The organism is Aureimonas fodinaquatilis (assembly GCF_008369445.1).
Taxonomy (GTDB): Bacteria; Pseudomonadota; Alphaproteobacteria; order Rhizobiales; family Rhizobiaceae; genus Aureimonas; species Aureimonas fodinaquatilis.
Map to the genome: position 1 here is coordinate 205,304 of NZ_VTWH01000005.1, position 22,663 is coordinate 227,966.

General features: G+C 56.1%; 24 protein-coding genes. 14 read left to right on the top strand and 10 right to left on the bottom strand.

All coding sequences use genetic code 11. The features are described 5' to 3' along the window. The first annotated feature begins 41 nt into the window (after positions 1–41). The 8 genes from FPY71_RS17095 to FPY71_RS17130 all read left to right on the top strand — a co-directional run bounded on the left by FPY71_RS17095 (position 42) and on the right by FPY71_RS17130 (position 6,572). Positions 42–725, top strand: coding sequence for a YdcF family protein (locus tag FPY71_RS17095; protein WP_246160676.1), 684 nt, complete (start codon positions 42–44; stop codon positions 723–725). An 83-nt stretch (positions 726–808) separates the two neighbouring features. Continuing rightward, complete coding sequence (locus FPY71_RS17100; RefSeq protein ID WP_149301541.1) at positions 809–1,609, top strand: lysophospholipid acyltransferase family protein; 801 nt, start codon at positions 809–811, stop codon at positions 1,607–1,609. Between the two features lie 80 nt (positions 1,610–1,689). Beyond that, the gene (locus FPY71_RS17105; RefSeq protein WP_149301542.1) at positions 1,690–2,478 is read left to right on the top strand and encodes a SapC family protein; all 789 of its coding nucleotides are present in this window, start codon (positions 1,690–1,692) and stop codon (positions 2,476–2,478) included. A gap of 141 nt (positions 2,479–2,619) precedes the next feature. Continuing rightward, complete coding sequence (locus FPY71_RS17110) at positions 2,620–3,477, top strand: sulfite exporter TauE/SafE family protein (RefSeq protein WP_149301543.1); 858 nt, start codon at positions 2,620–2,622, stop codon at positions 3,475–3,477. An 18-nt stretch (positions 3,478–3,495) separates the two neighbouring features. Next, positions 3,496–4,800 carry a nicotinate phosphoribosyltransferase gene (gene pncB, locus FPY71_RS17115; RefSeq protein WP_149301544.1) on the top strand — a complete coding sequence of 435 codons (1,305 nt, stop codon included), beginning with the start codon at positions 3,496–3,498 and terminating at the stop codon, positions 4,798–4,800. 133 nt (positions 4,801–4,933) lie between these two features. Then, positions 4,934–5,755, top strand: a complete 822-nt coding sequence (locus tag FPY71_RS17120) for a ferredoxin--NADP reductase (RefSeq protein WP_149301545.1) — start codon at positions 4,934–4,936, stop codon at positions 5,753–5,755. Positions 5,756–5,777: 22 nt separating this feature from the next. Next, positions 5,778–6,020, top strand: a complete 243-nt coding sequence (locus FPY71_RS17125) for an Lrp/AsnC ligand binding domain-containing protein (protein WP_149301546.1) — start codon at positions 5,778–5,780, stop codon at positions 6,018–6,020. A 180-nt stretch (positions 6,021–6,200) separates the two neighbouring features. Continuing rightward, positions 6,201–6,572, top strand: a complete 372-nt coding sequence (locus FPY71_RS17130; RefSeq protein ID WP_149301547.1) for a hypothetical protein — start codon at positions 6,201–6,203, stop codon at positions 6,570–6,572. A 31-nt stretch (positions 6,573–6,603) separates the two neighbouring features. Here FPY71_RS17130 and FPY71_RS17135 read toward each other — a convergent pair whose 3' ends face one another. Next, positions 6,604–7,401 (bottom strand): quinoprotein dehydrogenase-associated SoxYZ-like carrier, encoded by a 798-nt coding sequence (locus FPY71_RS17135; RefSeq protein ID WP_246160678.1) that lies wholly within the window; start codon positions 7,399–7,401, stop codon positions 6,604–6,606. A gap of 58 nt (positions 7,402–7,459) precedes the next feature. Next, a complete protein-coding gene (locus FPY71_RS17140) occupies positions 7,460–8,344 on the bottom strand; it encodes a quinoprotein relay system zinc metallohydrolase 2 (protein WP_188052403.1) in 885 nt (294 codons plus the stop codon). A 667-nt stretch (positions 8,345–9,011) separates the two neighbouring features. Between FPY71_RS17140 and FPY71_RS17145 the strand changes: the two genes are divergently transcribed. From FPY71_RS17145 to FPY71_RS17160, 4 genes are all read left to right on the top strand, one after another. Beyond that, positions 9,012–10,820, top strand: a complete 1,809-nt coding sequence (locus FPY71_RS17145) for a methanol/ethanol family PQQ-dependent dehydrogenase (protein ID WP_149301609.1) — start codon at positions 9,012–9,014, stop codon at positions 10,818–10,820. Positions 10,821–11,039: 219 nt separating this feature from the next. Beyond that, complete coding sequence (locus FPY71_RS17150; protein ID WP_246160680.1) at positions 11,040–11,621, top strand: c-type cytochrome, methanol metabolism-related; 582 nt, start codon at positions 11,040–11,042, stop codon at positions 11,619–11,621. Then, the gene (locus tag FPY71_RS17155) at positions 11,606–12,454 is read left to right on the top strand and encodes a substrate-binding domain-containing protein (protein WP_149301549.1); all 849 of its coding nucleotides are present in this window, start codon (positions 11,606–11,608) and stop codon (positions 12,452–12,454) included. Before FPY71_RS17150 ends, FPY71_RS17155 begins: the two co-directional genes overlap by 16 nt. Before the next feature lie 2 nt (positions 12,455–12,456). Next, a complete protein-coding gene (locus tag FPY71_RS17160) occupies positions 12,457–12,993 on the top strand; it encodes a PQQ-dependent catabolism-associated CXXCW motif protein (protein WP_149301550.1) in 537 nt (178 codons plus the stop codon). Here the strand turns inward: FPY71_RS17160 and FPY71_RS17165 are convergent. From FPY71_RS17165 to FPY71_RS17200, 8 genes are all read right to left on the bottom strand, one after another. Further along, on the bottom strand, positions 12,988–13,761 hold the full coding sequence (locus tag FPY71_RS17165; RefSeq protein ID WP_149301551.1) for a hypothetical protein: 774 nt from the start codon (positions 13,759–13,761) through the stop codon (positions 12,988–12,990). The genes FPY71_RS17160 and FPY71_RS17165 overlap by 6 nt on opposite strands. Continuing rightward, the gene (locus FPY71_RS17170) at positions 13,758–14,600 is read right to left on the bottom strand and encodes an ABC transporter permease (RefSeq protein ID WP_149301552.1); all 843 of its coding nucleotides are present in this window, start codon (positions 14,598–14,600) and stop codon (positions 13,758–13,760) included. The genes FPY71_RS17165 and FPY71_RS17170 overlap by 4 nt, the downstream gene beginning before the upstream one ends. Beyond that, complete coding sequence (locus FPY71_RS17175) at positions 14,597–15,367, bottom strand: ABC transporter ATP-binding protein (protein WP_149301553.1); 771 nt, start codon at positions 15,365–15,367, stop codon at positions 14,597–14,599. The genes FPY71_RS17170 and FPY71_RS17175 overlap by 4 nt, the downstream gene beginning before the upstream one ends. A 125-nt stretch (positions 15,368–15,492) precedes the next feature. Further along, positions 15,493–16,095 (bottom strand): hypothetical protein, encoded by a 603-nt coding sequence (locus tag FPY71_RS17180; RefSeq protein ID WP_246160682.1) that lies wholly within the window; start codon positions 16,093–16,095, stop codon positions 15,493–15,495. A 14-nt stretch (positions 16,096–16,109) separates the two neighbouring features. Further along, positions 16,110–17,096 carry a PQQ-dependent catabolism-associated beta-propeller protein gene (locus tag FPY71_RS17185; RefSeq protein ID WP_149301554.1) on the bottom strand — a complete coding sequence of 329 codons (987 nt, stop codon included), beginning with the start codon at positions 17,094–17,096 and terminating at the stop codon, positions 16,110–16,112. Positions 17,097–17,284: 188 nt separating this feature from the next. After that, positions 17,285–17,914, bottom strand: a complete 630-nt coding sequence (locus FPY71_RS17190) for a response regulator transcription factor (RefSeq protein ID WP_149301555.1) — start codon at positions 17,912–17,914, stop codon at positions 17,285–17,287. Next, complete coding sequence (locus FPY71_RS17195) at positions 17,911–19,266, bottom strand: histidine kinase (protein WP_149301556.1); 1,356 nt, start codon at positions 19,264–19,266, stop codon at positions 17,911–17,913. Before FPY71_RS17195 ends, FPY71_RS17190 begins: the two co-directional genes overlap by 4 nt. Positions 19,267–19,334: 68 nt before the next feature. Next, complete coding sequence (locus FPY71_RS17200; RefSeq protein WP_149301557.1) at positions 19,335–20,528, bottom strand: ABC transporter substrate-binding protein; 1,194 nt, start codon at positions 20,526–20,528, stop codon at positions 19,335–19,337. Between the two features lie 275 nt (positions 20,529–20,803). Here FPY71_RS17200 and FPY71_RS17205 point away from each other — a divergent pair, with 275 nt between their 5' ends. Together FPY71_RS17205 and FPY71_RS17210 are read left to right on the top strand one after the other, a co-directional pair. Continuing rightward, positions 20,804–21,838: a (5-formylfuran-3-yl)methyl phosphate synthase gene (locus FPY71_RS17205; RefSeq protein ID WP_246160698.1), complete on the top strand. Its 1,035-nt coding sequence runs from the start codon at positions 20,804–20,806 to the stop codon at positions 21,836–21,838. 168 nt (positions 21,839–22,006) lie between these two features. Beyond that, positions 22,007–22,663 (top strand): amino acid kinase family protein, encoded by a 657-nt coding sequence (locus FPY71_RS17210; RefSeq protein ID WP_246160684.1) that lies wholly within the window; start codon positions 22,007–22,009, stop codon positions 22,661–22,663.

Genomic DNA, 22,663 nt, shown 5'->3' on the forward strand with positions numbered 1-22,663 from the left:
TAGGATACAGGCGGCAGGAACGGCATTTGGCAGAAGGGCAGATGAGCGCGAAGCGTAGGCAGGCGTCAAAGCAGGGCAGGCACACATCACGGCTTCGGCCGATGCTTTGGCTTATGCTGATTGTGCTGGCCGCGCTGACTTATTTCGCAGGTGGTTTCCTGCGCTTTGCCAGTGATGTCGCCAATCTTTCCGCGCCGCAATCCATTGCCAATGTGGATGGCATTGTTGTGTTGACAGGCGGTGAGGCACGCCTGCAACAAGCGGTCAATCTGTTGCGTCAGGGCACGGATGTCAGCCCCGGCAAACGGTTGTTGATCAGCGGGGTCAATCGCGGCACCAGCCTGGCGACGCTGGCCAAAATCACCGGTGGCGACCGTGCCTTGTTCGAATGCTGCGTTGATCTGGACTATGCTGCGCTGGATACAATCGGAAATGCGAAAATGACGGTCGAGTGGGCGCGCGAACACCACATGGCGCGTATTGCGCTTGTGACAAGTGATTACCACATTCCCCGTGCGCTGGTGGAGCTTTCGGCAGTGCCGGATGCGCCCGAAATCGTGCCATATCCGGTTTCGCCGCAAAAATTATGGCGTGCAGACGGGCTGCCGACTCGGCTTGGCTTAAGGTTGCTGGTGCAGGAATATGCCAAGGTGCTTGCGGCCAAAGCACGCTTTGCAACCGGCTTCGATATTATCGAGCGGCTGGGGCAGCGGGCAGGCTCGTAAATCTCTGGCGCAATTGCTCTTGCGAAAAAATGCGCTACAAACCAATGCCTTTCCCGGAGTGCTCCTACTGACATAAGGTGCCAATGACCGCCCTTCGCTCTTTTGCCTTTCAGGTGCTGTTCTACGCAAATCTGGTGGCGCACCTCATTGTGTTTTCGCCGGTTTTCTTTTTTCTGCCGGAAGCCTCCTGCTGGAAAATCGTCAAGAACTGGGCGCGTTCCTCTCTCTGGCTGCTGCGCTGTGTGGCGGGCACGCGGTCGGTGATCCGGGGCCAGGAAAACCTGCCTTCCGGCGCATTCATTGTGGCTGCCAAACATCAGTCGTTCTGGGAAACATTTGCTCTGGTTCCGCAATTGCCCCGGCCGACTTTCATCCTGAAAAAGGAATTGATGCGCATTCCATTGTTCGGAGCCTACTGCCGCCGAATGGGGATGATACCCATCGACAGACAGCGTCGCGGGGCAGTCATGTCAGCCATGCTGGATCGTGCATCCGAAGCTATGGCTCAGGGACGTCAGATTATCATTTTTCCGGAAGGCACTCGCACCACACCGGGAGCCGAGCCGAACTACCGCCCCGGCATCCACTTTCTTTACGCCGGGCTTAATGTGCCCGTTGTGCCCGTTGCATTGAACGCTGGTCTGTTCTGGCCAAGGCAGGCCTTTCTGCGCAGGCCGGGCACAATCACGGCAGAGTTTCTGCCAGCCATAGCGCCCGGCATGGAGCGGGAACAATTTCTGGCGCTGCTGCGTGATGTGGTGGAAGAGAAAAGCTGGCAACTCATCCGCGAGGCCTATGCTACCCAACCAGACTTGCCGGCCAATGAGTTTGTGGCACGACATCTGCAAAATGAGATGACGCGAGATGCAAAGGAGTGCTGTTGAAAAACAGACTCCAAACAGTTATAATTTAACAGATTGATGATATATGAATTCAACGCACTCTCTTTTCAGAGCATTTTTGCATGAACAGTCCGATCTCGTCTCCGCTTTCGGTTCAGGGTGAGCTTCCGCTTTTCTACACGGATGCAAGAGTTTTGCGTTTCGCAGATCATGCCGGTCTGGGCATTCGGCGCAGCAACAATTTGCGGTTTGCAGCAGCCGCAACCACTGTTCCTGTCATGCTCAGCGAATTTGCGGCCGCAATCCGGTTTTACCCGCTGGTTTTCATCGGCAGGGAACAGCCCGTGCCAATGCTGGCACTGGGGTTTGATGGCGGGCGCAACCTGTTTGTGGATGGGGTGGGGTCCTGGCGCAAGGACCATTATGTTCCAGCCTATGTTCGCCGCTACCCGTTTCTTGCCAGCAAAGACGTCTCTGGCAATCATCAATTGCAGGCAGATTTCAGCAGCGGGCGAATTGTTTCGCTAACGGGCAGCACCGGTGTGGAGCCGCTGTTTGAGGCGGATGGCGCGGCAGCCCCTTATGCGCGCACCATCATGCTGCTGTGTCAGGCTATCGAAAAAGGCGGTCAACAGGCGGCCGAGTTTTCCAGTGCACTGCTGGAAGCCGGTCTGCTTTCCGAGCGGAAAGTCGAGTTCGAGTCGGATATCGGGGAGGCTGTACGCTTTGCCGGCTTTTACTCGGTGGATGAGCGAGCCTTTCGCGCCTTGCCTGCCGCAAAACTTGCCGATTTTTCCGCCCGTGGCTGGTTGGAGCTTATCGTGATGCACATTGTGTCTCAGCAGAACTGGCGGCCGATGATGCAGGCTGTGACGCGCAGCAGGGTGCAGCCCGTAGCAGCAAAAATGTGATGCCCTTTGGGCCATTCTGGCGCCCACCCAGAGTTGAACTCCAGTTCTTTGTTTTGTCGCAATTTTCTTGCCGTTGAAACGATTCCGTTTCAATCAGAAATGCTCTATGGAGTGGTTTCCATTCCGTAAGGGTTCCTTGCTATGTTGTTGGATATTCCCGCTGCCGAGGCGGCTTGGCTCATTGCTGCCTTGCTTGCCGGCGGGGCGCTGACTGGCGTTCTGGCTGGTGTGTTTGGTGTCGGCGGTGGCGCGGTTGCCGTGCCCATTCTTTACGAGCTGTTCCGCATTCTTGGCGTTCCCGATGAAGCGCGCATGCCGCTCTGTATCGGAACGTCGCTGGCAATTATCATTCCCACCTCGCTGCGGTCATTTTCTACCCACTACAAGCGGGGTGCGGTGGACATGTCGATCCTGAAAGTCTGGGCCGTGCCGGTTGTGCTCGGCGTCATCGCGGGCAGCTTCATCGCGCGATACGCGCCGGCAGATCTGTTCAAACTGGTGTTCATCGGCGTGGCGGGCATTTCCGCTATCAAGCTTCTTTTCGGGCGCGATAGCTGGCGACTGGGACTGGATATGCCAAGGCGCGGGCTGATGCGCCTTTATGGCGGTTTGATAGGCGTTCTATCCTCATTGATGGGCATTGGCGGCGGGCAGTTGTCTTCTTTGTTCATGACCTTCTACAATCGGCCTATTCACCAGGCGGTTGCCACATCTTCGGGGCTGGGCGTCATTATCTCCATTCCCGGCGCGCTCGGCTATATTTATGCAGGCTGGCCGGTGGCAGCGCAGTTTCCCAATGTTGCTGCACTCCAGCACCCGCTGGCGCTCGGCTATGTCTCGCTCATCGGTTTTGTGCTCTTTTCCATCACCAGCGTCATCACGGCGCCAATGGGTGCCAATCTGGCGCATCGCCTGAACAAAAAGCGGTTGGAAACGGCATTTGGTGTTTTCCTGCTGTTGATCTGTCTTCGTTTCGCTGTTTCCCTCGTCCTCAGTTAAAATCGCTGGAGCGCCATTATGGTCGCCATCGACATTGCCACACGCGTCTGGAACCACACGTTCAAGCTGGACCCGATTATCCGCAGCCTTCTGGACACAGATTTTTACAAACTTCTGATGCTGCAACTGATCTGGGGGCGGTATCGCGATGTCGATGTGACGTTTGAGCTGATCAACCGCAGCCACACAGTGCGCATTTCCGATGAAATTGACGAGGCTGAGCTGCGGGCTCAGCTTGATCATGCCCGCACGGTGCGGTTTTCCAAGCAGGAAATGATCTGGCTGGCGGGCAACACGTTCTATGGCAAAAAACAGATTTTCCGGCCGGAATTTCTGCAGTGGCTGGCAACGTTTGAACTGCCGCCATACGATCTGAAGCGCGCAGATGGCCAGTACGAGTTGTTGTTCCACGGACCGTGGATGTACACGATGATGTGGGAAATTCCTGCACTGGCCATTATCAATGAACTGCGGTCCCGCTCGGCCATGCGGGGTCTGAAGCGGTTTGAACTCGATGTTCTTTACGCGCGTGCCAAAACCAAGATGTGGGAGAAAGTCGAGCGCCTTTCCAGCCTGTCGGACATTCGCATATCCGATTTCGGCACGCGGCGGCGGCATTCGTTTCTGTGGCAGCGTTGGTGCGTGGAAGCGCTGAAGGAAAAGCTTGGCAGCCGGTTTTCTGGCTCGAGCAACGTGTTGCTGGCCATGCAGACCGATCTGGAAGCTATTGGCACGAATGCCCATGAACTGCCTATGGTGGCCGCAGCGCTGGCTGAAACTGATGAAGCGCTGAGCACTGCCCCTTACCGCATGATGCAGGATTGGCAGGAGTGGTATGACGGCAATCTGCTGGTGGTTCTGGCAGATACGTTCGGCACGCGCTCTTTCCTGGAAGGTGCTCCTGACTGGGTTGCGCAATGGACCGGATTTCGGCCGGATTCCGCTCCGCCCATTCAAGGGGGAGAGGAGATTATTGACTGGTGGCAGGAACGGGGCGTTGACCCGCGGGAGCGTCTTCTGGTGTTTTCCGATGGCATGGATATTGATTCGATTGAGGAAACCTATCACCACTTCAAAGGGCGGGTGCGGATGAGCTTTGGTTGGGGCACCAACCTGACCAATGATTTTCGCGGTGTGGCACCAGAGCCGATGCCCGGGCTGAAGCCGATCTCTCTGGTGTGCAAGGTGAAGGAGGCTAACGGCCGTCCGGCGGTGAAACTTTCCGACAATCCGGCAAAGGCTACGGGGCGACCGGAAGAAATTGCCCGCTACCAGCGCGTGTTCGGCACCGAAGGCGCCATTCTGCGAACTGTTGAAGTTTGAGAATATTCTTTCTCGCAATTGCCGAAATTTTGGGCCAAGACACTGCCAGACATTATATAACACTGGATATGCTGGAGGTAGCTGGCAGGCGGTTCCATCCGCTGCTGGCTGCATCAAATGCGAGGCCGCTTTTATGAATGCTATCGTCAAGCCGGATGTTTCTGAAACAACGCAGTTCCCGATTCCGGCCAATGTGTTTGCCGAAACGGTGACAGAGGTGCGTCATTACACTGACAGCCTGTTCAAATTCCGGATGACACGGCCAGCCAGTTTTCGGTTCCGCACGGGCGAGTTTGCCATGATTGGTTTGCCCAATGCAGAAAAGCCGGTATTCCGGGCTTATTCGATTGCCAGCCCGTCATGGGATGAGGAACTGGAATTTTTTTCAATCAAGGTGCCCGACGGCCCGCTGACCGAGCATCTGCAAAAAATACGGCCTGGCGACACGGTGTTGATGCGCAAAAAGCCGACTGGGACTCTGGTGCTGGATGCCTTGATTCCGGGGCGGCGGCTCTATCTGTTTTCCACCGGAACGGGCATCGCGCCCTTTGCCGGCACCATCCGGGACCCTGAAACATACGAAAAGTTTGAGCAGGTTGTGCTGGTGCAGACAACGCGCGAGATTGCCGAACTTGCTTATGGCCGGGAGCTGGTTGAAACAATTCGCAACGACGAAATTCTCTCGGAACTGGTGGGCGACAAACTGCTTTACCACGGCGGCGCAACGCGTGAGGGTGAGCCGCGCGGCCAGCGAATTACAGAACTGTTGCAAAGCGGAAAACTGTTCACCGATCTTGGCCTGCCGCCTTTGGACCCTGCCATAGACAGGGCGATGATTTGTGGTTCGATGGCCATGCTGAAGGACACGGCTGCCCTGCTGGAGGCTGCCGGTCTGGAAGAAGGGGCCAACAACAAGCCTGCAACCTATGTGGTTGAACGGGCATTTGTGGACTGACCACAAGCCGGAGAGAGTTTCAGTGCGCGCAATTTTTGTTCAGTTCAAATGCCAGCCTGGCAAAGCTTATCAGGTTGCGGAAAATCTGGTGGAAACGGTGGAGGAATTGTCGGAAGTTTTTTCCACATCCGGCCAGTTTGACCTGATTGCCAAATTCTATCTGGAGCCGGAGCGTGACACTGGTCATTTTGTTACCGAGCGTCTTCAGACACTGGACGGCGTGGCGGATACGTTTACGACGGTCGCATTCAAAGCTTTTCGCTAAAGCATTTCTCGTTGAAGCGGAATCGCTTCAACGTAAGACAATGCAGCAGGCAAAAGAGCCCAGTGAGGGCTGATAGCATCGCCTGAAATGGTCCATTCATTTTCAGGTGCAATCGCCCCCTTCCTAAATCGGCGATGAGGCTTTAACCTGTGGTTGGGCATCGATAGAGGGAGGGCTGCCGTGCGTTATCGGCTCCAATCTATCCTTTTGGCATTGGTTCTTTTGCCCGGCATTGCCCTGGCACAGGAAGCGTCAAGCCAAAGGTCCACCATTTCCAGTCATGATTACCCGACAGAAGCGGTTGCAGATTATGTGTTTGCCTGCATGCAGACCAATGGGCAAACGCAAACGGCGTTGCGCCAATGCTCCTGCTCATTTGACATCGTGGCATCGTTGATACCCTATGATGATTACGTCGAAGCCAGCACCTATCTGTCCATTGGTCAGCTAACTGGCGAAAAGGGCGTAATCTTCCGCACGTCGGAAGCTTCAAGAGCAGCAGTCAGCAATCTGCGTCGTGCGCAGGCCGAAGCCGAGGTCCGGTGCTTCTGAAGCGTTTCCTGCGATATGCCTTGATGCCGTATCAGGTTTGATCGGGTGCAAAAACCTGCGAGAAGCTGCGCCCGTCAGTATCGCGAGCATAGACCTTGAACTCGCCGGCAGGCCCGTCATAAGTGAAGCGGAAATTGGGGTCTTCGGAAATTGATATGCCGCCTTCCATGGACAGGAACGGGTGGTTTTCGAACTCAATGTTCAGCTCGGATACAAAGTGCGCGGGTATATAGAGATGTGAAATCTGGTCGCGCTGCAGGCCCGAATTGTTTGGATGTCGGATCATCAATTGTGCAACGTGGCGATCCGTCATGCCAGTTTCCAGAAATCGCCGCAGCCTCATCTGCCCAAGCTGCGCCGTAGATTCAGCCGGGTTGCGGGCGGCCGGAGCAGCGCAACCGCCGGATGCTTTCACATAGTGACTGGCCATGTAGAGCTGGCCGTTTTCATCTTCGCCCACAACGCGGATATTGCTGTAAGCATTGACGCGCAATCGCGTTTCAATGGTGGTTATCCGTGCGTTGTTATCCAGCGTAAATGTGGCCGCAACCGGGGCCGGATTTTCATCAACAATCAGTGTCAGAGTGCGAAAACGGGTGTCTGCATCCAGAGAAATCCTGACAGGTACCATGGCTGGGTCTGGAGCACGGTCGGGCGCTTCCAAGGTCAGGATGTTCGTTTCTTCCCGCACGGACTTTTCGCCGAAAAGATCACTTTTCAACTGCATCCATGACTCAGTGGAAGGAGCCTGCGCCAGTGCAGGGCCGGCAAATGCCATGGCGCACGCGCAGAAAATCAGGGTCAGCTTGAGCGGAACACGCATTGTCATTGTCCCAATCCGGGGTGCCCGCTGCGCAGTCTGCGCCAATTTTCAATGATAGGGAAGACTATTCCCATTCCAGTTCACTATAGGCGGCAGATGCATTCTGTCCCTGATAATCGTCAAACAACAGCCATTTGCTACGCTCGGATGCCGCTGCCTCCGTTTGCGCCAGACCCAGCGATTGCCCTTGCGAGATGAAGGCGCGTGTATCATCTGCCAACTGGTTGAGGAATTGCTTCTGCGCATCAAGGCTGGTGTGCCAGTCTTCGGAAACCTGGCCATGGCCGGGTACGACGCGGTCTGCGGCAATGCCGGCAAGCTCCGGCATGATGGCAAGCCAGCCCTTCAGGCTGCCGTCCAGCGTCGGGACATGGCGAACAAACAGGAGATCACCGGCAAACAAGGTCCGGGTCCGGGTATCCAGCACCGTCAGGTCATTGTCGGTATGAGCGGTCGGCCATGCCTGAAGAACCAGCGTTCGATCTCCGAGGTCGATTTCCATTCGGTCATCAACACCAATATCGGGCAAGGCGAATTCAAATTCTGCCACCGGCTTTGCTTGTCTGCGCGCTTCCAACTCTGCGTAAAACTGTTTTCGTGCTTCCATGGACGCGGCAAAATTGTGATGCGCCACAAGCTCAGCGCCCTCCGCGGTCAGGCTGGCAGCCCCCGCACTGTGATCGGGGTGCATGTGGGTTAGAATAACATGGCTGATCGGCAGGTCCGTAACACTGGCCACCGCCGCGCGAATCTTCAAGCCAAATTCCGGCGAGCCGCCGCTGTCGATCACTGCAACCGAAGAGTTGCCGATCACAAATCCGCTATTGGATGTGTTGCCATCGGTTTCAGGCGTGGGCAGTGCAATATCACCGATATGTGCATAGACCCCCGGTGCGATGAGAGCAAAGGCCGGTTCGCCCGAACCTGCAAGGGCTGGCACATGCAGCACGAGTGCAAATGCGACAAGGACAAAGCCCGACGCTGCTTGAATTCGGGAAAAAATCCTCGTCGCAAATTTGAACGTTTTTAAAATAGAATCACTCCATCTAAACGTGTGGTTGAGGAACAAACATCGGTTGAATCAGCACGTCACAATGACGGTCGAGCCAAAATCAGCAAGATTGCATTTCACGGCAAAAGAAAATTCAAAACCAAATTTCAATAAATACATAATTGTTTGGCGAATTGCCCGCCATGAAGCTTTCACATCACTGGGAATTTATATTTGAATGCTGAAGAATTACAAAACAATACCATTACACGCACATCGTAAGTGATATTTTGTGCAGCGCAATACATAACTATATGGCAATGCAACATTAAACTTTGCTTTTTGATACTTGCACAATCAGAAAACTAAGCCTAGCTTAATCCTTGGTTTCCGGCTTCAAGTCTGCCGATGTTGGGAGCGTCGGCGGTTCTCGAAGGCCTCGGTAGGGCGAAATTTAACGGTGCCCACCAGGACCCCTATTGGCGGTCGTGACACGCTGCCGGAAACCGTCCCCATCAGGAATAGCGATTAACGTGCGGTTGTTCGACCGCGCGCAGCCTGCTTACGCTTGTTTTGGGAGGAAACCGTGCTGAAATCAACAACGAAGGCGGTCATCGCCTCGGCGATGCTGCTTGGTCTGGGTCAGGCCGCCAATGCCAATGATGCCTTGGCAGAATTGGGCAAAGATACGGCAAACTGGGTGATGCAGACCGGCGACTACGCCAATACCCGATATTCGCCGCTCAAGAACATCAATAAGGAAAATGTCGGAGATATGCAGGTTGCGTGGTCATTCTCGACTGGCGTTCTGCGTGGTCATGAAGGCGGACCACTGATTATTGGCGACACAATGTACGTCCATACGCCTTTCCCCAATATCGTTTATGCGCTGGATTTGAAGGAAGATGGCGCAATCAAATGGAAATATGAGCCACGGCAGGATGCCAGTGTCATCCCCGTCATGTGCTGTGACACGGTCAACCGTGGCGTGGCCTATGCACCGGCAGACGGCGACCAGCCGGCAAAAATAATCCTGCATCAAGCTGATACAACTGTTGTGGCATTGAATGCCGAAACGGGTGAGCAGATCTGGTCAGTCAAGAATGGCGATGCCGCAAAAGGGGAAACGGGCACAGCCGCACCGGTGGTCATCAATGACAAGGTTTTCATCGGCATTTCCGGTGGTGAATTTGGCGTTCGTGGCTCTTTGACAGCCTATAATCTGAGCGATGGTTCACAGGCATGGCGGGCTTACTCCACAGGGCCAGACGCTGAAATGCTGTTTGACCCTGAAAAGACCATGGAGTTGGGCAAGCCGGTTGGAGCCGACTCTTCGCTGAATTCCTGGGAAGGGGATCAGTGGCAGATCGGTGGCGGCACCACTTGGGGTTGGTTTGCCTATGATCCGGAATTGAACCTGATCTATTACGGGTCCGGCAACCCATCGACCTGGAATCCATCTCAGCGCCCTGGCGACAACAAATGGTCGATGGCCATTTTTGCTCGCGATGCGGACACTGGCATGGCCAAATGGGTCTATCAGATGACGCCCCATGATGAATGGGATTTTGACGGCGTCAACGAGATGATCCTGGCGGATATTCCGGTGGATGGTCAGGAAAGAAAGGCACTCGTGCACTTTGACCGCAACGGTTTTGCCTACACGATGGATCGTGAAACCGGCGAATTGCTTGTGGCCAAGAAGTATGACCCGGTTGTAAACTGGGCTACGGAAGTGGTGATGGACAAGAATTCTGATCAGTATGGCCGCCCGCAAGTGGTGGATCAGTACTCAACGGAATTCAACGGCGAGGATGTCAACACAACCGGCATCTGCCCTGCAGCTCTTGGAACAAAAGACCAGCAGCCAGCGGCTTTCTCGCCGGATACCGGACTGTTCTACGTGCCGACAAACCACGTCTGCATGGATTATGAACCATTCCGTGTGGCTTACACCGCGGGGCAGCCTTATGTGGGCGCAACCTTGTCGATGTATCCTGCACCCAACAGCCATGGCGGCATGGGCAATTTCATTGCCTGGGATGCTGGCACCGGCGAAATCAAATGGTCTCTGCCAGAAAAATTCTCTGTCTGGTCAGGCGCCTTGGCCACAGCCGGCAATGTGGTGTTCTACGGAACGCTGGAAGGCTACCTCAAGGCGGTTGATGCCAACACGGGTGAAGAGCTTTACAAGTTCAAGACTCCGTCAGGCATTATCGGCAACGTCACCACATACGAGCATGATGGTCAGCAATATATCGCTGTTCTGTCTGGTATCGGTGGCTGGGCCGGTATCGGACTTGCGGCTGGCCTGACAGACGCCAATGACGGTCTGGGTGCTGTGGGTGGTTACGCTGCACTGTCACGCTACACCGCCCTGGGCGGACAGCTGACTGTGTTCACCGTTCCGGACCAGACAGCCGCTAACAATTGAGTTGAATGACTCTGACAACAAGGCCCGTTTTGTCGAACGGGCCTTGTTTCGCTGATTTTCGCGGCTCAGGTCTGGACCGTTTCATGCGATCTCATGATCGGCAAAAGCTCCAGCTCCTTGGTTCGTCGCATTGTCCCGACGTTGAAGCGACACCGCTGCAACCGGAACTGCTCCAGAAAAGCAACGCATTCACTCAGGGAATACGCAATGATAAAGCAAATGACGGCCCTGACTTCTGTTCTGTTTGTCATGACCGGACTGGCATGGGCACAGGCACCTGCAACCCCACCGGAAAACAGCGCTGCACCTGCAACGGATCAGCCGAAAGTTTCCGCCAACCCTTCGAAAGATACTGCCACGAACGGCAATGAGGGCACACAGGGGGAGGCCGCCAAATGGGTCGATTCCGCCGATGTGCCGACTTATCATATTGAGCCGGATGGCACGGCGGACTTCTATTCCTGGCGCGGCTATAAAAAATACACCGCCAATTGTTTCCAGTGCCACGGGCCGGATGGAATGGGGTCTTCCTTTGCCCCCAATCTGCTCGATTCACTCAAGCGGATGGACTATTATGAGTTCACCGGAATTGTGGTGGGTGGCCAGCAGAATGTCTGGAACACCAGCGGCAATTCCGTCATGCCCGCATGGGGCGAAGACAAGAATGTCATGTGTTATCTGGACGCCATCTATGTTTACCTCAGAGGACGCGCTGATGGGGTTTACGGCCATGGGGAGCCCAAGCGTCCGCAGCCAAATGACGAAGCGCGCGCGGTGGAAAACCAATGTCTCGGCTTCTGATGTTGACAGCCTGTGTTGCCTTGCTGGCTGTGGTGCCGGCAAGGGCTCAGGATCGCGAATTCGGTGGGGCCATTGAGCTGGTCGATCCAGACGTGCTGCGGGTTTGCGCAGATCCCAACAGCTTGCCTTATTCAAACGAGGCAGGTGAGGGCTTTGAAAACGAACTGGCGAATTTTCTGGCGGAAAAACTTGGCCGCAAGTCGGTAAGTTACACCTACTTTCCACAGGCGACCGGCTTTGTGCGGATGACGTTGGGCCTGCACCGCTGCGACATTATCATGAGTTACCCGCAGGGCGATGAGCTGGTGCAGAACACCAATGCCTATTATCGCACGGCCTATTCGCTGGTTTACCCCAAGGGATCGGACCTTGATGGTGTGGAAACGCTGGAAGATCCGCGCCTGAAGGACAAGGTCGTGGGCGTGGTAGCGGGCACACCGCCGGCCACATATCTGGCCAAGGCCGGCTTGATCGGCAAGGCCAAGGGCTATCAGCTGATGGTAGACACGCGGCTGGAAAATTCTGCCAAAAACATGATCACCGATCTGAACGAAGGGGAAATTGACGCGGCTGTTCTGTGGGGCCCTCTTGCGGGCTATTATGCCAGAGAGTCCGGTCGTGATTATGCGGTGGTGCCGCTTTTGAAAGAGCCGCGTGGCCCTGCAACTGTTTTCCGTATCACCATGGGGGTTCGCCCGTCTGATCAGGAATGGAAACGCACACTGAACCGCACGATTGCGGAAAATCAGGATGCTATCAACGACATCCTGTTAAAATATGGGGTGCCGCTGCTGGATGAGCAGAACCGCCTGATTTCCAGCAAGGAAAACTAGCGATGTGCTGGCGCTGGGTCGGGCTGCTCCTGTTGCTCAGCACACCGGCTTTGGCGCAGACCATTCCAGAGCCGCAGAGCTATCGCGTAGAAGAGTATCGAGCGCCGACGCCCGCGACTTTACAAGGAGCCAAGGTGCTGGATACGGCAGAGGCCGCCGCCTTGTGGAAAGCCGGCTCAGCTAAATTTGTTGATGTCATGCCGCGCGCGCCAAAACCTGCTAACCTGCCGAAGGGCACGATCTGGCGGCCTGCCGAACGGCGTGGTATCCCCGGTTCAATCTGGCTGGTGGATACCGGCTATGGCGACCTTGCCCAATCGGTAGAGAGCTATTTTCAGCACGGGTTGCAGACGGCTACGAGTTCGAACCTTGCGCAGCCTGTTGTGTTTTACTGCCAGCGAAATTGCTGGATGAGCTGGAACGCCGCCCGACGTGCTGTGCACTTGGGTTATACGCAGGTGAAATGGTATCCCGAGGGCACAGATGGGTGGGCTGAGGCGGGCTTTCCGCTGGAGGTGCATGAGCCGTCAACGCTATAGGGAATCCCTGAGCGTGCGGCCAAATGCGAACATTCGCTGCTCGATCAATATCGGCACTTCGCAGACATAGGTCAGCGAAAGCCGCCTTTCATCAAAGACCCGGGTCTGCCACAACAGAGCTTCCTGCTGGGCTTCCAGTTCTTTCAGGTCTGGTTGCGGCTGGCTCATCAATTGATCCAGTTTGCCGGTTTCTTCTCTTATGCGTGACGCCAGACCTTTTTGCTTGCTGGCATAGCGCACAATGCCCTGCACCACATCGGCCCGCTCGCGGTTGAACGTCGAAAGCAGCTCCGAAAACAGGGTTTGTGCACTGCTCTCTCTCTGGCTTTCCGGCAGGCTGGCAATGTAATCCCGCAATTGTTTTTCGCCCTCGGCCAGCGGCACACGGCGCTGTGCAACCTGCTGCACCAGGGCGCGTGTCTGTGCCGAGCGTTCCTGCTGGCCTCCATCCGCAGGAAAATCTGGCCAGATCTGCCCGGCGTCTATGCGCTCTACACGGCGCTGCACACATGGCCAGTCTGTACTGCCATGATGGGCGGGTGCGGCAATGGCCGGGTTGGCAGGCGCAGCTCGGGTCGGCTGACCCGTTGGGGCAGGGCCGGGAACCACGAAGCCATCGGGTACTGCACGTGGGGCAGGAGCACCCGTGGGTGCGGGGCCTGGGACAACAAAGCCATCAGGTACTTCCCGCGGGGCAGGAGCTTGCGCCATCGCCGATGTGGTGAACATGGCCAAAGCCAGAACCGAAGAACTGAAATGCAACATCATTGGCGAGCTTCTCCTTTGCGGGCAATTGTGCCGCGCATGGGGTCATAGGCCAGAATTGCCAGCCCCAGAAAAAGGACCGTGCAACCGGCAACAACGCTGAAAGCCACCAGATTGAACTGACCATACAGGGCAAACCGGATCAATTCCACCCCGTGAGTGAAGGGGTTGTACTGGCAGATATAATACAGAAGCGGAGAAGACTCGCGAATTCGCCACAAGGGGTAAAGGGCGGAAGAAGCAAAATACATCGGAAAAATGACAAAGTTCATCACCCCGGCAAAATTTTCGAGCTGGCGGACAAGCGAGGACAGCAACATGCCCAGGGAGCCCAGCATAAGACCAACGAGAACAATGGCGGGGAGAACAGTCACGTAACCGATTTCCGGTGGTTTCACGCGCCAGAAATAGGCAATAAGCAGAAACACATAGGCTTGCAGCACTGCAACAAGCACTCCGGCAAACAATTTGGAAACCAACAGAAACCAGCGCGGCAACGGGCTGACAAGCAAGGTCTTCATCGACCCGGTTTCCCGGTCATACACCATGGATAGAGACGATTGCATTCCGTTGAACAGCAGGATCATGCCAATGAGGCCGGGCGTTATGAAAACCTCATACAGAATATAGGTCTTGTAAGGTGCGATAATGGAAACGCCCAGCACCTGACGAAACCCGGCGGCAAAGATGAAAAGCCACAGCAATGGCCGCACCAGAGCCGATATGAACCTTTCCCGCTGATGCAGAAACCGCAGAATTTCACGGCTGGCAATACCGTAGAAGCACCGCCAGTAATGAATGGCGCCAAGCTTTTGGGGGTTGGGTGCAACGGGCGCGTTCATGCGATGGTGCCTCGCGCTGGGGCCATTGTTGTCAACCGCGTGTACGCTTCGCCAATATTGCCGGCGTCTTCAGCTTCCACAATATCGCGGCTGGCACCTTCTGCCAGCACCTGGCCATGATGCAAAATCACAACACGGTCCGTGGCATCAATTTCGTCGATCAGGTGAGTTGCCCAAAGAACGCTGACCCCTTCCCTGGCCACAAGTTCACGGACAGTGCGAATGATTTCGGCCCTTGCCGCTATATCCAGCCCGACGGTTGGCTCGTCCAGAAGGATCAGCCGGGGGCGGTGCATGAAGGCACGGACAATTTCGACCCGGCGCAATTGTCCGCCGGATAATGTGCGCGCTTTATCGCCCATGCGGTCTGCCAGAACGGTACCCGCCAGAATTTCAACCGCTCTTTGGCGGGCCTGACTTCGGGACATGCCGTGCAGTGCTGCGTGGTATTGCAGATTCTGCCGGATCGAGAGGTCGAGATCCAGCGTGCGGCCCTGAAACACGACGCCCATTGCAGCCAATGCCTGGCTGGGGCGGGTTGAAACATCATGGCCCATAACTCGCACAGCACCATGACGAGGTGTGAACAGACGGGTGATGAGCGAGAACAACGTGCTTTTTCCGGCACCATTCGGGCCGAGCAGGGCGGTAAAGCTGCCTTGTGGAACGATGAAGGACACATCATCCAAAGCCCGGCGCGCGCCGTAGGAGTGGCTGACCCCTTCGACTTCCAGAGCCGGTGATACTCTACGCGTTTTCGGGTCCATTAAAGCATTTCTGGTTCAAACGGAATCGTTCTAACGGCTGGACAATGCGACAAAACAGAAAGTTGGAGCGTTTCAGATGACCGTTTGATCACCCGAAACGCTTTATTATAGTCGCGCAGGTGGGTTCAGGGAACAACCGTGATTGTGCCTTTCATGCCCTGCGAACCATCCAGACCTTCGATCCACCAGTCAAAATTGCCGGGGCGCACAGTGTTGAACTGCACCTGGATGGTGCCTTTCGCGTCATATTCCAGCCAGGCGGGTGGCCCTGCCATGTGCAGTTCCAGATCGCTGATAACGATCTGGTTGAACCAGATGTTGCGGAAGAAATTCGGCGCATGGAATTTATACTCCAATGCCCCATCCGAGGTGATGCGCCAGCGATAAGCCTGACCGACCCGCATGACGAAATCTGTTTCATTCACCGCAAAATCATTGTCGGCCGAACCCAGGACCAGTTCCGGCACATCCTGACTTGAGCGGGAAAGCGGTGCCAGCCCAAGCGCATCAGCGGACATGGCGCTGGCAGGCATTTGTGCGTTGCCTGCCCCCGTTGCGGCAGGGGCCGCAGCCTCGCCGTCATCATCGTCATCGTCGTCGTCATCCGCCTGCGTTTCACCTGCGGGTGCAGTTGTGCCCTGCGCATAAGCAACCCCGGCCGGGGATAGCGCCAGGAAGGCGGCCAGCAACAGGCGCGTTGCCACAGGGTCAAGCTGGTTCAATCTCATACTGTTTCCTCCAGTTACTGCTTTGCCGCCACGGTTACGCCCCATGGCTGCTGGCCCACCTGTACAGACTTGATGACTTCGTCAGTTTTCGTGTCGATGATCGATATGTCGTTCGATATGCCATTGGTGGAAAACAGGTGCGCGCCGTCCGGTGAAAACGCCAATTGCCAGACGCGCTGCCCGACCAGCAGATAGTCGAGCACCTCATAAGTGTTGCCATCCACCACGGCCACGCGGTTTGCCGGTCCCAGCGCCACATAGGCTTTGGAGCCATCTTCCGTCAGCCGCACACCAACCGGCTGGATCAGTTCCGGGCTGATGCCGGGAATTTCGAATGTGACCTTGTGTTTGATGTCACGGGTGGCAGCATCAATAACACTGACTGTGCCGCCGATTTCTGCTGATACCCACACTTCCGAATTGTCTTTCTTGAATTCGGCAAAGCGTGGGCGGGAGTCCACCAGAACATTGGCGATGATCTGCTCGCTATCCCGGTCGATGAAATGCGCCATATTGGTGGTTTCGGAGGTGTTGACGATGATTTTGCCATCGGGAGAGATGCCCATCCCCTCTGGCTCAACACCCACCGGAATTTCCACAATCCGGCTGCCGGTCTGCAAATCAATCACAGTTACAAGATTATCGTCCTCATTGGCCACATACATGAGCGTGCCGTCGGGAGAAACGACCATAAGCTCCGGGTCGGGGCCAGAAGGCAGAGTGCCGATAATCTGGTGCGTGGCAGTGTCAATGATTTCAATCGTGTCATCATCGCTGGCGCAAACATATATTTTTGTGCCATCGGGTGAGACCGCAATGCCACGTGGTCGCTGGCCAACCTTGATGGTCTCCACCACCTCGAAATTTTCCGAATCCAGCACGGTCACATCATTGCCGCGTTCGTTGGAAACATAAATGCGGTAGGCAAACGCCGGGTTGGCCGTCAGGCACAGAGCGGAAATGAGCGCCATTCCGGCAATTATGCGAACAGGTTTTGGCATAGGACCTCCATTCCAAAAATGCCTTGAGCGTTCACATGATCTCTGGATCGCCTTAAACACTCTCATTCTTTGTATTGTCGTTGAAACGTCGCCGGCTCAACGGGAAGCGCTTCTGAAATGGATGCTATTTTGAGTTGTGGATTTAACCTATGGGAATAGTTCCCGGTCTTTGGTCCTTTTCGCGCCGACTATATTTCGCCGCCCAACAATCTGCCGCCTCGTGTTTCAACAGCAAAGCGTATCAGGTCTGAGGTCCGCTCCAATCCGAGCTTTTCCTTGATGCGGGTGGAGGTGTTGGCAATGGTTTTGTATGCAACGCCCAGCCCGTTTGCGATGTCCGTCAGGCTTTGACCTTCGCCCAGCATATGCAGAATTTCCAGCTCACGAGTGGACAGGCGTGATGCCACATTCAGCCCTGCCATTTCCTGCGCACTGGCGGTTACACTGTCCACATAGGCTTCACCCCGGGCAGCCTTGCGAATGGCGGTCAGCAGTTCGTCGGAAGGCGCGCTTTTGGAAACATAAGCCAGCGCACCTTCTCGCTGGGCCGAGGTGGCATAGACAAGATCAGAATACATTGAAAACACGATAATGGCGGCCTTGGCATCGTTGGAATGCAGACGGCGGAGAACCTCCAGACCGCTGCCGCCACGCAGGTTGATATCCAGAATAATGATGTCGGGGCGCATTCGGCGGAAGGAAACAAGCGCTTCAAGCGGTGTTTCCGCCTCGGCGATCTCTTCAGGTTCAAGACTGGAAACCAGCCGCCTGACGCCATCGCGCACCACCATATGGTCATCGACAATCAGAATTTTCATGCGGCCTCCTTGCGATACGCTGTGTTGCCGCCCGTCTGGTCATGCAGGGGAACGCAGCCCGCAACACGCAGCCCGGCCGGCATGAGAACAGGTTCAATAGCAAGTCTGCCACCCGCTGCTTCCAGGCGTTCACGCATGCCGGAAATGCCGAATCCATGTTGAAACTGTGCACTGCCGCCACCATTGTCCTTCACTTCAAACTCTATCTCATTGCCCTGGCGCATTAGGGAAACGTCGATGCGCGTAGGGGTGCCGTGGCGCAGCGCGTTCAGCACGGCCTCTCGCAGAACCCGCAGCAGCAGCGCTTCTGTTTCCGGATCGAGGGAACCGATCTGCATCGTCAACCCGAATCTGGTGGCCGGGTGCTGTGCCTCAAAACTGCTGATCATGTGGGTCAAAGTTTCCTGCAAACCCAGCCCAGGCAGAAGGCCAGGCCGAAGATTGCCTAATATGCGGCGCACAGCCTTGCGTGCATGGTCTGCCGCGGCGCGAATGGATGCGGCTTTGCTTTGCAGCGGTTCCGGTGCACTGGCCTGCAATGCTGTGGCATCCACATCGATGCTGAAGAGAAACGGGCCGATTTCGTCATGCAGATCACGGGCAAGTTCGGCACGTTCTTCTTCCTGCAGGCGATAGACCAGTTCACCAAGGCGGCGGTTTTCGTTTGTCATGGCCTGCAGCCGAACGGCCATGTCGTTGCAGCTTGCCGCGAGCGCCTGCACCTCCGGCGGCCCCTTGCCATCCACGCGCACGTCATATTGGCCGTCACCTATCCGCCCCATTGCGATGCGCAGCGCTTTCAGTGGTTTCAGCGATGTTCTGGCAATCACATAGACCAGCAGCAGGGAAAGGCAGACAAACAGGCTGATAATGGTCAATCCAAGGCCCAGATCGGTCCAGACATCCCGGGTGTGACTGGCCGGGTCCAGCACCAGTTCCAATGCGGAAACCGAGCCACCGGTTGTCAGCGGTACGACACTGACAATTGCGCGCGGGGCGAAGAGGGCGGAAAACCATTCCGGCGCAGGTTGGCGCGGCAATTGCAGGTGGGAGCGGGCAATAGGCTTGCCATCGCGACCCAGAAGCGAAAGCCGCGCATGACGGTCGCTGTCGAAGGTGCGCAGGAGCGCGCGGAATTTGCCCTCGTGATCCATGGTGGCAGGCAATTCGGCAATTTGCCGTGCGATGCGGTGCTCGGCAACGATATGGGCAGAGCGCATTTCATTTTCGATGCGCTCACGCACATGCAGGCTGCTGGCAAGCCCGCCCAAAAGCAGCATTGCCGCCAGCGCGCCCAGTATTGCAACAATCAACCTTGCCTGCAAAGACACGTCCGGGCTGCCTCCCTGCATCCGGTAACCGGTGGTAGATTGGACTGATTACGCCGGATTGTCACGACTTCCGAGCATTTCTGAAAGATTCACAGTTTGCAGGTGCTTTCGGGTCGGTCCACACCCAGTGTGTCCAGCTCTGTTGCCTGATGCAAGAACCCTTCCTGCGGAGAAGCGGAAACTACCGACAATTCATCTCCCAGCAGCACTGGCTGGCGCAACTGCCAGTTCCAGTCCCGGAAAGTCAGCCGCTGGCCTTTGAAAGCGGCGATGGAAAAATCCGCTCCTTTGATGAAGTCGATGATGACCTCGGGATCGGCGGAATTGGTGCGTGAGGCGGCCTCGCCGACAATGCGCACAGCGGTCCATGCCTGCATGTCACGCGGCTGCATGCGCCGGCCGGCAGCCTTTTCGAACCGGTTTTGAATCTGCGCACCGCCCCATTGCTCGCTGGCCGGGTGCCATGATGCCGGAACAAGCCCGGATGTTCCGGCAACCGGGCGCGGTATCCATGTGTGCCATGGAATATAGGTGCCAAAAACTTCGCTCTCATCGGCCACCAGCACAACATCATGATCTGGCAGGCCCTGCATGAACACGGGTATCTGCCGCTGCACCTGCGCTTGCCCGGAATCGGTTGCACGGGCGCCGCCTGCATCCTCAAAGATTCGCTCTTCCAGTATATTGCCACCAAACTTTGTGGCGGAGTTCTTCATTGCCTCGGCGAACTGCTGGTCAGGCTCGTGCTCTCCGGCCACCAGAACCCAGTTGCGCCATTGCTTCCACATCAGATACTGCGCCAGCGCATCCGTCAGCATGGAACGGGACGGCGCGGTGTGCAGCATATTGGCCCGGCAATTTTCGTCGCGCAGTGAATCGTCGGTGGCGCCGGCGTTCAGAATTGTTGCGCCGGCTCCCTTGGCCATATCGGCAACTTTCAGCGTATCGGCGGCTGAAAGGTCGGTGAGAATGAAGTTGTTGCCGGCATCCAGCAATTCCTGCATGGCGGGGCCGACATCCTCACCAGGCTTGTGGGTGGAAACCGACAGCTCGAACGTCTGTCCCATGAACTGCCCGGTGGTGTTGTTGTCAGCTATGGCAAGATCGGCTCCATCAACCCCGATGGATTCCGGCGGAATGTTCAGCGCTGAAAGTGCCAGCACCGGCTCATAGCTGCGCAAGAAGCCAATCTTGATTGTTTGTGGCTCTGGGGTTTGCGCCTGTGCTGAAAATGCTGCCAGACCCGCTATGAGAGTTACGGCAAATTTTGCGCTGGTTTTCATTCCAAAAGCCTCCATCTGCGCTTAGACAGTTTCAGGCGATTTCATGATCGCTCAAAACAGTGCAACTCTTTGCTTCGCCGCATTGTCTTGTCGCTGACGCTGTTGCGCTTCAATGAGAAATGCCCAAGCCCCCAGCAAGTCGGAAATACTGGCGGGTGACAAGGCGATTTTTTCCCGTTTTGCGTTTGGGGGGCATCTTGCCGCTGGCACTGGTGGCATGGGCAGGGCAAGATGGCGACAACTGCCGAAATGTGAAGAGACCGCCCGTGGCAAAAATGCTGGTAAGTGTGCGCAATGTGGATGAAGCGGTGCTGGCGCTCCACAATGGCGCGGATATTATAGACCTGAAAGAGCCTGGGCAGGGCGCTTTGGGGGCTGTTGGCGCGGAAATGCTGGCGGCTGTGCAAGCAGAAATTGCGGGGCGCAGGCCAGTTTCCGCCGTGGCTGGAGATCTCCCGATGGACCCGGCGGTCATAACGCCTGCAGTGCAGGCAAGGGCGGCGGCAGATTTTGTCAAAATCGGCTTTTTCCCGGCAGAGCGTGAAGCCTGGGAGGCAGTTTGTGCCGATCTGGCCGCAAAGACGCCTGGCATTGCCAAAGTGGCAGTGTTTTTTGGTGAGGATGGGGTGGACCCCGACTTCATGCCGATATTGCATCAGGCAGGCTTCACGGGAGCCATGCTGGACACCCGTACAAAAGATGGCCGTCGTCTGCTGGACCACATGTCGCTGGCAGCGTTGCGGCATTTTGTTGATGCTGCCAGCGCTGCGGGTTTGCAAACCGGGCTTGCCGGCTCGCTGGAAGCACCAGATGTCGCGCGGTTGCTGCCACTTGCGCCAGACTATTTGGGGTTCCGCGGTGCCTTGACGGCGGGTGAGCGCGCGGGTGAGCTCGCTGCGGAAAAGGTCAAAGCCATGTCAGCGCTGTTCAAGCCGATTATGGTCAACGAGGCCAGCCAGACAGACCGCGTGTTCATCCGCGATTTTGTGCAGAATATGGAAATTGGTGCCTATGGCTTTGAGCGCGGGCGCAAGCAGCAGGTGCGGTTCACTATCGAGGCGGATGTTCTGCGCGTATCCCGCCAGCCGGAAAGCATGGGCGATGTCTATTCTTATGATGTGATGATGGACGCAGTTGCGCAGATCGCAGAGCGCGGCCACACCGATCTGGTTGAAACTTTGGCCGAAGAACTGGCAGCAACCATTCTGGCAGACTCGCGTGTGGTTGAAGTCACGGTGCGGGTGGAAAAGCTGGACCTTGGTCCTGCTTCCGCAGGCATCGAGATTCGCCGCAAATGCGAAAGACTATGATGCACTGCAGCATAGAAGTGATCGGCTAAGTTATTGCAGTTCGGTGGAAAAAGGCGAAAGAGTGGCAGCTAATCGGTTATCCAAAACCGTGGGTTAACTTTTCCGGGTCGAGCCAGCCTGCTTTGCATGCTTTGCTTCCCGAGCATTTGTGCTGAAGGAGTAGCCGATTTGAAAGAGCTGCTGATTATCAAGGTAGGTGGTAGCTCGATTTCTTCTCCCGACCTGAAGGTGTGGATTGAAAGTATCGAGCAAACGATTCGACCGGTGGTGCTTGTGCCCGGTGGGGGGCCGTTTGCAGACACTGTGCGACGATATCAGAAAGTTATCGGCTTTGATGATGATGCAGCGCACCATATGGCAATTCTGGCGATGGAACAGTTTGGCCGTGCAATTGTGAGCCTAGGCAACCGACTGGTGGCAGTTGCCACCAAGGAAGCAATTCGCAAGGCATTGTCTGAAAACAAGATACCGGTGTGGATGCCGGCCAAGCTGGCGCTGCGTGCGGGAGAAATTGGCCGAAACTGGAGTGTTACCTCAGACAGCCTTGCCGCCTGGCTGGCTGGCCAGTTTTCCGGTTGCTCGCTGTGCCTGATCAAACAGCTTGATCTGCCTGAAGGTTCAACCTTGCATGCGATTTCCAGAGCCGGGGTGGTGGATCAGGCGTTTGCACGGCTGCTGCATGAAGAAACCGCGGTTTACATTGCCGGGCCGGGTGATTTGCGGCTGGCCGGACGCAGGCTGGCCATCGGCAATGTGCCGGGGCACGCAATTGTGCGCGATGACAAATCGGGCAATGGCGGATCGGTGGCCGAAGCGGCGGAGTAG

What these genes read in the sequence shown, in the direction of transcription:
- pncB (WP_149301544.1), top strand. Translation starts at nt 3,496, where the DNA reads ATGGTCGCCATCGACATTGCCACACGCGTCTGGAACCACACGTTCAAG.
- FPY71_RS17150 (WP_246160680.1), top strand. Translation starts at nt 11,040, where the DNA reads ATGACGGCCCTGACTTCTGTTCTGTTTGTCATGACCGGACTGGCATGG.
- FPY71_RS17165 (WP_149301551.1), bottom strand. Translation starts at nt 13,761, where the DNA reads ATGATGTTGCATTTCAGTTCTTCGGTTCTGGCTTTGGCCATGTTCACC.
- FPY71_RS17190 (WP_149301555.1), bottom strand. Translation starts at nt 17,914, where the DNA reads ATGAAAATTCTGATTGTCGATGACCATATGGTGGTGCGCGATGGCGTC.
- FPY71_RS17135 (WP_246160678.1), bottom strand. Translation starts at nt 7,401, where the DNA reads ATGACAATGCGTGTTCCGCTCAAGCTGACCCTGATTTTCTGCGCGTGC.
- FPY71_RS17180 (WP_246160682.1), bottom strand. Translation starts at nt 16,095, where the DNA reads ATGAGATTGAACCAGCTTGACCCTGTGGCAACGCGCCTGTTGCTGGCC.
- FPY71_RS17120 (WP_149301545.1), top strand. Translation starts at nt 4,934, where the DNA reads ATGAATGCTATCGTCAAGCCGGATGTTTCTGAAACAACGCAGTTCCCG.
- FPY71_RS17170 (WP_149301552.1), bottom strand. Translation starts at nt 14,600, where the DNA reads ATGAACGCGCCCGTTGCACCCAACCCCCAAAAGCTTGGCGCCATTCAT.
- FPY71_RS17200 (WP_149301557.1), bottom strand. Translation starts at nt 20,528, where the DNA reads ATGAAAACCAGCGCAAAATTTGCCGTAACTCTCATAGCGGGTCTGGCA.
- FPY71_RS17105 (WP_149301542.1), top strand. Translation starts at nt 1,690, where the DNA reads ATGAACAGTCCGATCTCGTCTCCGCTTTCGGTTCAGGGTGAGCTTCCG.
- FPY71_RS17185 (WP_149301554.1), bottom strand. Translation starts at nt 17,096, where the DNA reads ATGCCAAAACCTGTTCGCATAATTGCCGGAATGGCGCTCATTTCCGCT.
- FPY71_RS17160 (WP_149301550.1), top strand. Translation starts at nt 12,457, where the DNA reads ATGTGCTGGCGCTGGGTCGGGCTGCTCCTGTTGCTCAGCACACCGGCT.
- FPY71_RS17155 (WP_149301549.1), top strand. Translation starts at nt 11,606, where the DNA reads ATGTCTCGGCTTCTGATGTTGACAGCCTGTGTTGCCTTGCTGGCTGTG.
- FPY71_RS17095 (WP_246160676.1), top strand. Translation starts at nt 42, where the DNA reads ATGAGCGCGAAGCGTAGGCAGGCGTCAAAGCAGGGCAGGCACACATCA.
- FPY71_RS17110 (WP_149301543.1), top strand. Translation starts at nt 2,620, where the DNA reads ATGTTGTTGGATATTCCCGCTGCCGAGGCGGCTTGGCTCATTGCTGCC.
- FPY71_RS17195 (WP_149301556.1), bottom strand. Translation starts at nt 19,266, where the DNA reads ATGCAGGGAGGCAGCCCGGACGTGTCTTTGCAGGCAAGGTTGATTGTT.
- FPY71_RS17175 (WP_149301553.1), bottom strand. Translation starts at nt 15,367, where the DNA reads ATGGACCCGAAAACGCGTAGAGTATCACCGGCTCTGGAAGTCGAAGGG.
- FPY71_RS17205 (WP_246160698.1), top strand. Translation starts at nt 20,804, where the DNA reads ATGCTGGTAAGTGTGCGCAATGTGGATGAAGCGGTGCTGGCGCTCCAC.
- FPY71_RS17145 (WP_149301609.1), top strand. Translation starts at nt 9,012, where the DNA reads ATGCTGCTTGGTCTGGGTCAGGCCGCCAATGCCAATGATGCCTTGGCA.
- FPY71_RS17100 (WP_149301541.1), top strand. Translation starts at nt 809, where the DNA reads ATGACCGCCCTTCGCTCTTTTGCCTTTCAGGTGCTGTTCTACGCAAAT.